At 70.2% G+C, this 5910-nt stretch carries 3 protein-coding genes and 2 pseudogenes; 4 read left to right on the top strand and 1 reads right to left on the bottom strand.

Annotated features, from left to right (window positions below; translation table 11 throughout):
• Positions 1-67: 67 nt before the first annotated feature.
• Positions 68-2383: an Orn/Lys/Arg decarboxylase N-terminal domain-containing protein gene (locus tag ABZS54_RS41775; RefSeq protein ID WP_355548313.1), complete on the bottom strand. Its 2316-nt coding sequence runs from the start codon at positions 2381-2383 to the stop codon at positions 68-70.
• A gap of 283 nt (positions 2384-2666) precedes the next feature.
• On the opposite strand from ABZS54_RS41775, the pseudogene ABZS54_RS41770 reads away from it, so the two are divergent.
• The 4 genes and pseudogenes from ABZS54_RS41770 to ABZS54_RS41755 form a co-directional block, all read left to right on the top strand.
• Positions 2667-2870 (top strand): annotated as a pseudogene (locus ABZS54_RS41770) (DUF664 domain-containing protein); the annotation flags it as partial.
• 173 nt (positions 2871-3043) lie between these two features.
• Positions 3044-3499, top strand: a pseudogene (locus ABZS54_RS41765) (MFS transporter); the annotation flags it as partial.
• A 281-nt stretch (positions 3500-3780) separates the two neighbouring features.
• Positions 3781-4074 (top strand): hypothetical protein, encoded by a 294-nt coding sequence (locus ABZS54_RS41760; protein WP_355548316.1) that lies wholly within the window; start codon positions 3781-3783, stop codon positions 4072-4074.
• A gap of 152 nt (positions 4075-4226) precedes the next feature.
• A complete protein-coding gene (locus ABZS54_RS41755; protein WP_355548310.1) occupies positions 4227-5852 on the top strand; it encodes an alpha/beta hydrolase in 1626 nt (541 codons plus the stop codon).
• Positions 5853-5910: the final 58 nt, after the last annotated feature.

Genomic DNA, 5910 nt, shown 5'->3' with positions numbered 1-5910 from the left:
AACGGCTTCGACGTCGTGCCCGACGTCGAAGCCGTTGCCGGCGGCCCTGTGTTCATCCGTGCGAGGTTCATCCGTGCGAGTGTCGGGTACGGCCCGCGACCTCGATCAGATAGGTGCCGTTTTCGTCGATGGTCACGCCGTGGGTTTCGCTGCCGAAGGCGGGGAAGCGTCGGTCGAAGGCCTCCAGCGCGCTCAGATAGCGCAGCAACGGGCCGTCGGCCGCGCCGATTTGCTCACCAGGCATCAGGACCGGAATCCCGGGCGGGGTGACGCACACCATCGCTGCGGCGACGCGGTCGGCGGCTGCGGTGAGCGGGACGCGTTCGGTGTCGCCCCGCATGAGCCGGCGGAAGGACACCTGTGGGGGAGTGGCCGCGCGGGGCAGGGTGCGGAAGGCATCGTCGAGAAGCCCGACCAGGCCCGCGTCACGCAGGTGTTCGTGCATCGACGTGCACAGGTCGCGCAGCGTCAGGTCCCGATAGCGATGCGGATGCGCGGCCACGATCTCGGGCAACACCTCTGCCAGGGGCGCGCCTTCGTCGTATCGGGCCTTGAAGTCGGTGAGCGCGTCGAGCAACGTACCCCACTTGCCTTTGGTGATGCCCAGCGAGAACAGGACCAGCGTGCTGTAGGTGTCGGTCTTTTCGACCATGACCCGCCTGGTCTCCAGGTAGGCGGTCAGGATTCGAGCGGGGATGCCCCAGTCGGTCATCGTGCCGCCGGCCGTGGTGCCCGGGCAGGTGATGGTCACCTTCACCGGATCCAGCAGGCACCAACCCTCGTCCAGGTCCGGGAAGCCGTGCCACGCGGCGCCGGGGGCGAGTTGCCAGCAGGAGGGATCGGTGCGCAGCAGATCGGGCGGGGCGTCCGCGAACGGCACCGTCTCGCCGGTGGCCGGGTCGACCACTTCCTCGGGCTGCCACACCCCGAAGAACCACGCGGGGCGGTCGCCGGCGGCGGCGATCCTGCGGCCCAGGTGCACCATCGCCCGGCGAAAGCGCACCGCCTCGGTCACCGCCTCGTCGATCAGGCAGCGACCCTGCGGCCCGTCCATCATCGCGGTGGCCACGTCGAGCGAGGCGATCATCGGGTAGAGCGGCGAGGTCGAACCGTGCATCATGTACGCCTCGTTGAACCGGTCGTGTGCCACCGGCGCCCGAGGCGTGTCCCGCACATGCACCATCGCGCTCAGCGAGAGCGCGGCCAGCAGCTTGTGCGTGGACTGGGTCGAGAACACCGTCGGGCGCTCCGGCCCGGGGAGCGTGTCCGGCCCCACCGCCATGCCGAAGCGATGCGCGTACAGCGGGTGAAAGCGCGCGTACGCGAACCATGCCTCGTCGAAGTGCACCCGCGCGACGCTCTCCCCGAGCGTGCCCGCCGCTCGCACCGCGTCGTAACACAGGCCGTCGTACGTCGAGTTGGTCAACACGGAGTACACGGGCACGGGTGAGACGGCGTCCGCCGTCAACGGGTGTCCCGCGATCCGCGCCCGCAGGGCCTCCGGGGCCAGTGCGCCTGCCGGGACCGGGCCGGCGAGTCCGTATCCGTTGCGGGTCGGTACCAGGTACACCGGCCGAGCCCCGGACATCACCAGGCCGTGCAGGACCGACTTGTGGCAGTTGCGGTCGATCAACGCGATCTCGTCGAGCCCGATCGAGGCGTGGCCCACGAGGCGGTCGGCGGTCGAGTCGCCACCGAGCACGAAGTAGGTGCGATCCGCGCCGAACACCCGCGCCGCGTTGCGTTCCGCCGCGCCGATCGGCCCGGTGTGCTCGAACAGCGACCCCAACTCGGCCACCGACACCGACAGATCGCTGCGGAAAAGCTGCTCCCCGAAGTATTCGTGGAACATGCTGCCGACCGGGGACTTCAGCAACGCCACGCCGCCCGCGTGCGCCGGGGTGTGCCACGAGTACTCGAACGAGTCGTCGAACCGGCGCAAGGCCGCGAAGAACGGCGGCAGCAGAGCGTCCAGATACGTGCGGGCCGCGTGGGCGATCCGGCCCGCGATGAAGCCGGGGGTGTCCTCCGACAGCCACACGTAGCCGACCACGGTCTCCGCGACGAACAACGGCAGCTCCGCCGGATCGTGGTGGCCGAGAACCAGGAACGTCGGCAGGTCCCGAAAGCGCTCGCCCACCCCGCGCAACACGGCGGCCGCGTCCGGATGCCCGTCCGCCGCTTCGAGTTCCCAATCGACCACGGCCGCCACCACGCGCGGATCGGACCGCAACACGCCTGCCGCGTCCCGCGCCCGGGTCACCCACCGCACGTCGAAGCCGTCGGCCTGGAGCGCCGCTCGGATCCGGCGCAGTTCTTCGGCCTCGACGCCCGCGCCGTCGGCCGCCTCGGATACCGCGAACACAACCGTCCCAGGAGACATCCGTACTCCTTCCCGCCCCGGGACGACCCTTCGGCCGCCCTCCTTCACGATGGGGCCCCCACAGCCGGGGAGGCGGGCTTTCACCGACGACAACCCGAATGGCCTAAACGCGCGCCGCCTGAAGCCCGCAGATCGGCAGGATCGCGGCACGTCCGGCCGGACCGTCGGCGAAAGGGTTGCTTGCTTGTACAAGCAGTATGTAGCCGGGCCGACCCCGGCTGTGGCCGTGGACCCGGGGTGCGGCCCCGGCCAACAGTGCGGCGCCCGATGTCGAGACGAGCGGGCATGGGAAGCGTGGCGCACGGAGGTCGCCTTCGCCGAGCGCTTCACGATCGATGCGGCCGACCTCGACGTGGCGGGCGACGACGGGTGGCGCGGAACGGTGCCGCTGCGCTGGGCGCTGATCCACATGGTCGAGGAATACGCCCGCCACAACGGCCACGCCGACCTGCTGCGCGAACGCATCGACGGATCCATCGGCCTGTGACCCGCGCCCCGGACCGCGCGGCGACGGACCACCGGCGACGGCGCGGGGCGGTGGGCCCGATTGTGGTGGTGCGATGTCCGTCACGTGTGCCGGCGTTCTGCGGAAGATCGTGACACACCTGATCTGACGGGTCGTCAGTTCGGTTGGCGGCCCCTGGATCCGGGAGCCGTCTCGTGGCAACCGCCGTACCTTCGTCCGGCCTTCGTTCCCGTCTGATTGTGCCGACCCTGGCCTTCGGCGGCACCCTCATGGCGCTCATGCAGACGGTGATCGTGCCGCTGCTGCCCGCGCTGCCCGGCGATACCGGGTCGTCGCCGGGCACGGTGAGTTGGATGCTGACCGCCACGCTGCTGTCCGGTGCGGTGCTCAACCCGGTACTGGGGCGCGCCGGCGACATGTACGGCCGGCGTCGCATCCTCGTCGGCGCGCTCGCGGTGATGACGGTGGGATCGGCCCTGTGCGCGATGACGTCCGACATCGGCGTCCTGATCACCGCGCGCGCCCTGCAGGGCACGGCCGCCGCGGTCGTGCCGCTGGCCACCGGGGTCGACGTACGGGTCGTCGAACAGGCCGAGTCGAAACTTGTCGGGCAGGATGCGTCGGGCCGACGCGTCGATGCGCGCCTCGTCGACGGCGCCGGAGCGTACCGCGTCGACGATCAGGTCGGATCGGGTCTCGCCACCGAACTGGTCGACGCCGGCGTGCAGCATCATCGCCGCCTGTTCCCGTCGCGCACCGCACGTTCTTTCGCTACTACGAGAGCAAGGAGGCGCTGCTCTTCGGCTGGGGCTTCGGACGGCTCCTCGTCGACGAGTTCGCCGCAGCGCCCGCGGAACTGGACCTGTGGGCGGCCCTGTCGCACGCCTTCGAGCGCTACGGGAACGCGACCCACGAGGAGCCGGCCGCCACGATGGCCCGACGCCGCGAACTGCGCCGCCGCTTCGCCGACATCCGCTCCGTGCACGAATTCGCGATCCTGCGCATCGACGCGCTGGCCCAGGACGCCGTAGGCATCGCCGCCGCCCGCCTGGGTGTCGACCCCGACGAGGACCTGCGCCCCGGCGCCCTCGGCGCACTCCTCGCGGGCCTGGCCCGCCGCGTGGTGGTCGCCGGCGTCACCGACGGACCGGTGGCCTGGATGGCGGCCCTGCGCGAGGTGTTGTCCCCACCCGACCCACCAGGCCCGGCCCGCACCGGGCCGTGAACCGGCGCCGATCCATCGTCGGCGCGCCACGAACCGCGGCCGCCCACGCTTCCGGTCGTCCCCGGCGGATCGCCGACTCCACCTCGGTCACAGCTTGGTAACGTCCAGTGATCCATGTGGCTATGCAATTTCACATGTCACATCATTCGCTTATGAGAAAAGTCATAGCCCTGTTCTCGGCAGCCGTGGCGCTGGTGGCCCTCAGCGGAGCCTCCGTCGGCGCCGCGCCCGACTCCGCCGGACCCGAGGACACCGGGCAGGGAAAACTCGTCTGGAGCTCCTGTAACGACGCCACCACGCCCGCGCTCCAGTGCGCGATGCTCGACGTGCCGGTGGACTACGCCAACCCGCACGGCCCCAAGATCAAGATCAAGGTGAACCGGCTGCCCGCCACAGCGGCCAAGAACAAGCAACAAGGTCCGATCCTGCTCAACCCCGGCGGCCCCGGGAACTCCGGGCTTTGGATGCCCGCGTTCATCTCCGGCCAGATCCCCCAGGACGTCGCCTCGACCTACGACTGGATCGGCTTCGACCCGCGCGGCACCAACGCCAGCGAGCCCCATGTCGTCTGCGACGCCGAATACTTCCACGGTGAGCGGCCCGACTATCAGATAAGCCAGGGCACTTCGAAAGCCTGGCTGACGAAGGCGGCCGGGTACGCCGCCGACTGCGCGGCCGACTGGTCCTGGCTGATGCCGCACATGACCACGGTCGACAGCGCACGCGACATGGACAGCATCCGGCGGGCGCTCGGAGCACCGAAGATCAACTTCTACGGCGGCTCCTGGGGCACCTCGCTGGGCTCCACCTACGGCCAACTCTTCCCCTCGCGCGTCCGGCGCATGGTGCTGGACAGCATCGTCGGCCCGACGATCCCCTGGTACGACCACAACATCCTGCAGGACAAGGAACACCAGCGCCGCTTCGACGCCTTCGCCGACTGGACGGCCAAGGCCGACTCGATCTACCACCTGGGTACGGACGCCGCCACGATCAGGAAGGCGTACGACCGGGTCGAGGCCGCCCTGCGGACCGACCCGGTGGACGCCGCCCCGGCCCCCGGCAAGATCGGCCCGGCGGAGTTCGAGGACACCTTCTACGGCGGCGGCTACAACTTCCTGCGCTGGCCCCGGATGGCCACCGTGCTCTCGGCCTACGTCACCCGACACGACACCCGGCCGCTGAACATCGCCTACAACCGCTACGCGGCGCCGGGCACGGACGACGCCGGCTTCCCGGCGTACAACGCGGCGCAGTGCAACGAGAACGCGTGGCCGCGCGACTGGGAGTTCTGGAAGAAGGACCAGGCCAGGGTCAACGCCACCGCGCCCTTCTACACCTACAACAACATGTGGTACAACGCGGCCTGCATGTTCTGGCCCGGCCAGGGCAATCCGGCCGGACGCATGAAGATCACCGGCAAGGGTCTACCGCCCGTCCTGCTCTTCCAGGCCACCGAGGACGCCGCCACCCCGTACGAGGGCGGTCTGGCCATGCGTGACGCGCTGCCCGGATCGAAGTTGGTCGTCCAGACCGGCGGCAGCTTCCACGAGATCCTGTTCCACGGCAACGCCTGCCTGGACGACACGTTCACCGCGTACCTCCGCGACGGCAGTCTCCCCAAGGGCGGCGGCCGGATCGCCAAGACGTGCGCCCCGGGACCCGATCCCGAGCCCGTCTACGTGACTCCGCCGCCGGACGTCACAACCAAGACCGCGGGCCCGGCCACGCCCCTCCCGCCCACGGATCCCGAGGCCGTCCGCGGTGTCCTGCGGTAGTCGGATTCATCGATCCATCAACCAGCCTTGATCCGGCGGCCGTTGGCTCCCAGCCAAC

Source organism: Embleya sp. NPDC005575, assembly GCF_040605455.1.
Classification (GTDB): Bacteria; Actinomycetota; Actinomycetes; order Streptomycetales; family Streptomycetaceae; genus Embleya.
This window is presented reverse-complemented; position numbering and strand designations above follow the sequence as displayed.